Source organism: Streptomyces sp. NPDC006476 (genome assembly GCF_040612015.1).
In the GTDB taxonomy this organism is placed as follows: Bacteria; Actinomycetota; Actinomycetes; order Streptomycetales; family Streptomycetaceae; genus Streptomyces; species Streptomyces griseorubiginosus_B.
Genome location: NZ_JBEXPK010000199.1, coordinates 1 through 4326, shown reverse-complemented (window position 1 = coordinate 4326; position 4326 = coordinate 1). Strand labels below are relative to the sequence as shown.

General features: G+C 68.1%; 5 protein-coding genes and 1 pseudogene. All 6 read left to right on the top strand.

Annotated elements, in window-relative coordinates; genetic code table 11:
- Positions 1–293: 293 nt before the first annotated feature.
- Positions 294–557 (top strand): hypothetical protein, encoded by a 264-nt coding sequence (locus tag ABZZ74_RS52730; RefSeq protein ID WP_356951247.1) that lies wholly within the window; start codon positions 294–296, stop codon positions 555–557.
- Positions 554–919, top strand: coding sequence for a hypothetical protein (locus ABZZ74_RS52725; protein ID WP_356951246.1), 366 nt, complete (start codon positions 554–556; stop codon positions 917–919). The genes ABZZ74_RS52730 and ABZZ74_RS52725 overlap by 4 nt, the downstream gene beginning before the upstream one ends.
- A gap of 79 nt (positions 920–998) precedes the next feature.
- Positions 999–1616 (top strand): NUDIX domain-containing protein, encoded by a 618-nt coding sequence (locus ABZZ74_RS52720; protein WP_356951245.1) that lies wholly within the window; start codon positions 999–1001, stop codon positions 1614–1616.
- A gap of 361 nt (positions 1617–1977) precedes the next feature.
- On the top strand, positions 1978–2478 hold the full coding sequence (locus ABZZ74_RS52715) for an aminoglycoside phosphotransferase family protein (protein WP_356951248.1): 501 nt from the start codon (positions 1978–1980) through the stop codon (positions 2476–2478).
- A gap of 1267 nt (positions 2479–3745) precedes the next feature.
- Positions 3746–4027 carry a hypothetical protein gene (locus tag ABZZ74_RS52710; protein ID WP_356951244.1) on the top strand — a complete coding sequence of 94 codons (282 nt, stop codon included), beginning with the start codon at positions 3746–3748 and terminating at the stop codon, positions 4025–4027.
- 28 nt (positions 4028–4055) lie between these two features.
- A pseudogene (locus ABZZ74_RS52705) lies at positions 4056–4326 on the top strand (hypothetical protein); the annotation flags it as partial.

Below are 4326 nucleotides of genomic sequence, written 5' to 3'. Positions count from 1 at the left end.
ATGACCGTTCTCAGCCAGTGAGGGACATACCGCCGACAGGCCGGCGGCACAGTGCCGTCCCACAGCACCGGCCCGTCACCAGCCCAAACCCTTTTTCAGGGGCAAGTAGCTAGCAGGCGACGTCAGGCGCACGCGATGGGGATGCCTAAGGATGCAGGTGCCCTTCGTCGGCGTGTGGGCGTGGTGTGAAGTGGGGCCTGGATGTCGGAGGAGAGCCTGGTTGGCGGTCTGGGTCGACTCTTGTTCTGCCGTCTGCTAGCCATTGGTATCAGTGACTAGCTATGGTGGTGAGTATGGCAAAGCAGACGAATATCCGACTGACCGACGACCTGCGGGCGGCCGCCGAGGACCGGGCTGCACGCCGCGGCTTGAGCCTCCAGGGGTACGTAACCGACCTGATCCAAGCCGATGTCAACCAGTCACGCGCAGCCTTCATGGCCGGCGCTGCGGCATTCCTAGCTGGATACGCGGACACATTCGATGCAGAGGTCGGTGAGGACCGGTACCCCGGTCTTCCGGAAGGGCTGGCACAGAGCGCGCCGAGGAATGCCGCGTGAATCTGCGGATCGATCTCGCCTGGATCCTGGCAGTAGCGCAGCAGATCCCGGGAGATCCCCAGGTCGTCGACTACGGAGTGCCGGTCGCAGCGGAAGCACGTCACCGAGCGGAGATCCTGGACCACCCGGTCTATCCCGAACCCCACCACAAGGCCGCCGCACTGCTGTGCGAACTGGCGAGGAATCCCAGTCTTGAGGCGCGCAATCTCCTTTTCGCGGCCACAGTGACCGCGGCCTACCTGTCGGCGTGCGGCCTTCCGGTGAGCCCCGGTCTGGACACGGTTCTCCCCTTGGCCCGCGCGGCCCGGGACGGACTCCCGGTGCGGGAGGTCGCCGCTCAGATCAAGACCTGGACGAGCTGACCGAGCAGGGCTCTTCCCACAGTCCGTGCGGGGTCAGCAGCGCGATCACGCGAGCAAGGCCCCACAGCCAGGAGAGCCAATGACCATTCCCGCCCTGCACCTCCAGGACCTTGTCACCGGCCACCTGCGTGGGCACCCCGGCGAACAGTCGCTGCTCCAGCCCCTCGTGGACCGTCTCGCCGCCGGCGCCAACGTGACCGACAGGCGGGAGTTCGACGGCTACGTCACCACCTCGGGCGTCGTCATCAACGACGCCGACGACGTCCTGCTCATCCACCACCTCGCCTCCGGCCGCTGGGCCCAGCCCGGGGGACACCCGCAGGACTCGGACCGCACGCTCGGGCAGGCGGTCCGGCGCGAGATCGCCGGAGACGGGCGTCACCGAGCTGGGCTCGGTGACGGCACGCCCGTGCACATCGACGTCCACACCATCGCGGCCCGGTCTGACAAGAACGAGCCCGCCCACGTGCACTACGACGTCCGCTACCTGTTCCGCGCCCGCGGACCGGTCGGCCTGACCCTGCAGGGCGAGGAGGTCGGCGCGGCGCAATGGCGCTCGCCGTCGGACCTCGGCGATCCCGTCCTGCGCGCCCGGGTTTTGTCGAGCCTGGGCCTGTCGCGCGAGGACCGCCCGGCGGACGATGACCCGTACTGCGCCCTCGTCGTGATCACGGACCCGGACGCGACCAGGTGCTGATGCACCTGCGCGACGCGGCCGCACCAGCCGCTAGTTCGTCTTCGCCTGCACGCCGGAGAAGCCCGGCCCGGTCACCTTGTCCGAGCATGATCGCCACCAGTGGGTGCGCGCCCTGGACGAGCTCCCGCCGCCCCACCACGGAGCTCTGGCGCTTCCTGGAGCAGCAGTGGCCGGTACGGCGGTGACCGACCGCCCGGTAGGAGCCGCGCACCCGCACGGCGCTGCGTACACCGGCCGGGCGGTGCGCTGGTGATCGTTCTTCCGGAGGGGTTCGTGCGGGTCACCGTGGACCGCGAAGGGGCGGCAGGCTCGGCTTGGCTCTCCGCTCTCCCGGCCACGGTGCGGGAGGTGTGGCCGAGCGCTGGGGTGCACGGCGGACGGTGCGCTGCTGTACGGGTGTGTCGGAATCGTCATCCCGGTGCTGCGCAAGACGACCGAGCCTGCCGTGCTGAAAATGTCCTTTCCTCGTCCCGAGAACCGGTTCGAGCCGGACGCGCTCTCCGCCTGGGGCGGGCGCGGAGCGGTCCTGCTGCACGAGCGGGACGACGACCGGTTCGCCATGCTCCTGGAGCGGGCGCACTCCACGATGCTGGTCCAGGCCGCGGAGGGCGACGAGGTGGCGGCGATCGCGGGGAACGTCAGCCGTCGCTTCGCCATCCCCGCGCCCGCCGGACTGCCCCGGCTCCAAGACCGGGCCGCCGGATGGGAGGAGCAACTGCGCCGGGACGCTCGAAAGTTCCCGGGAGCTCTGCCGTCCCGGACGGTGCAGGCCGCGACGGCGACGGTGCGCGAGCTCGCCCACCACCAACCGGACACCCTCGCTCGACAGGCGTCAGCCCGCCCCCTTGCGCGTACCGCATGAGGACGTCGTACCGCAGGGATCACAACCTGTCACGACAGCCCGGACAACGCCAATTCAATCTGAGTAATAGGTCACGGGGCCATCTACGGCCAACATCCGTCACCCTCCGATTACCCGGTGAAGTTTTGCATCCACTCCCCGCGGCTGGTACGCACGGCGGGTGCCCGAAGCTGTCCTGCTTGGAGCGGTGCCGTTCACGTTCTCGCCGACTGTCCGCACGCATCGATCGCGGCCTGCAAGGACGGCTGCCCCTGCCCCAGAACCCCGATAAGCCGCGGAGCCCGAGTTCGTCGAACTCACCTAATTCCATGCGGCGTTAAGGACAGATGTCCCTGTCGGAGCAGATAGAGACTGTGCGACTCTGACGCACCACGCTACGGAGAACTGGACACCATGGACAGCCCACGCAATGCCCCCCCGCCCCGCACCCAGCCACCGAACGCAGGCCGCCCAGCCGGTGCCGAGCTCTCGGGATGATCACCGCCGGGGCGGCTGCAGCCGGGATAGCAGGGACCGGATGGGCGGCCCTCGCAAACCAGGCTGCACCGCCACGGACGTACGGCTCCGAGCAGGACATCAAGGACCGCGAGCAGGCGATTGCAGCGGTGCTGGCCACGGTTGAGCCAACCCCCTCGCCGCCTGGATCACCCGCACGGGATCCGCACCCGACACGCTGAAGACAGAGTTGGACGCCCAGGTGGGCGGCCTGGCCGATGGTCCCACCCTGGAATCCTGATCGACCCCTGCCCACGGCACGTTGGTGGTGGCGTGTTGGTCGTCCCGGGAGGCCGTGGGCGGTGCGGGTTGATCCACGGGTTCGAGCACGGTGACGTCAAGGCGGGTGACGTTGTGACTTGTGCCGGGTCAGCCGTCGGCGTGGCGCTCGCTGTAGCGGGACATCGGTGACTTGACCTTGCGGGTGCTGACCCATTGCCCGCGGGGCGGGAACAGACCGGTCAGGATCCGACGGTTGGTAGGCGTCTCCGTCGCAGGCCGGCCGGGCCGTCAGCCGCTCCTGCGCCATCGCCGCCACACAGCGGCGATGGCGAGTAGGCGTCGGCGCCCATGTCATTGAGGTGGACGTCCGAGCCGCGCACGCAGGTGGTGCCGCGCCACACATGCGACCTGCACCGCGACAGGTGAGGCGCGCCGGATCGACTCGACGCCGGTCCGCCCGCGCGGCGAACCGGCTTTCTCTGCACTGCTCCGCAGGAGCTTCGTTTCCTCCCCGGCCTGAAGGCTGGGGTATCCACGAAGGAAGGCCCCGATGAAAGCGTTGCTCTATCTGCGTATCGACGGGTCGGTCATGGCCGGCCCCGATCTGGAGCGCCTGCTGTTACTGCGGCAGCATGCTCTGGACGCCGGGTACACGGTGGCTCAGGTGTGGCCCGTGTACAACCCTGAGGACGTACCCTCAATTCACGCCAGTTACTGGTTCCAGGCCCGCAAGGCGGTGAAGGATCACCGATTCAATGTGTTGGTGTCGTGGGACGGGATCAACGACCGGCCGGTCACGTTCGACCGGACCGAACTCATTAGGCTAATGTGATGGGCCACCTTCTGCCTAGACAACAGAAATGATCACGCAGGCCCACGGGCCCTCTGCTTCCAGGAGGCGATCACTCCCGGAGCCACTCACACACCGTGACACCACGCCAGTACGCGATACCAGGCGCACCGCTCAACTTGTACCGCCTGCTGCGGTTGCTCTTGCTTCCCACCTGGTCGCCGAGCACATCGAACTGGCGGGCACGGAGGCAACCGGGATCTACTGGAAGCCTGTGTTTGCCGCGCTGGAGGACCGCCTTGCGTGCTGGCTGCTGAACGCCCATCACATGCACAACGTGC

Excerpts from the sequence above, each read along its gene's own strand:
- ABZZ74_RS52710 (WP_356951244.1), top strand. The coding sequence starts at position 3,746 with ATGAAAGCGTTGCTCTATCTGCGTATCGACGGGTCGGTCATGGCCGGC.
- ABZZ74_RS52730 (WP_356951247.1), top strand. The coding sequence starts at position 294 with ATGGCAAAGCAGACGAATATCCGACTGACCGACGACCTGCGGGCGGCC.
- ABZZ74_RS52720 (WP_356951245.1), top strand. The coding sequence starts at position 999 with ATGACCATTCCCGCCCTGCACCTCCAGGACCTTGTCACCGGCCACCTG.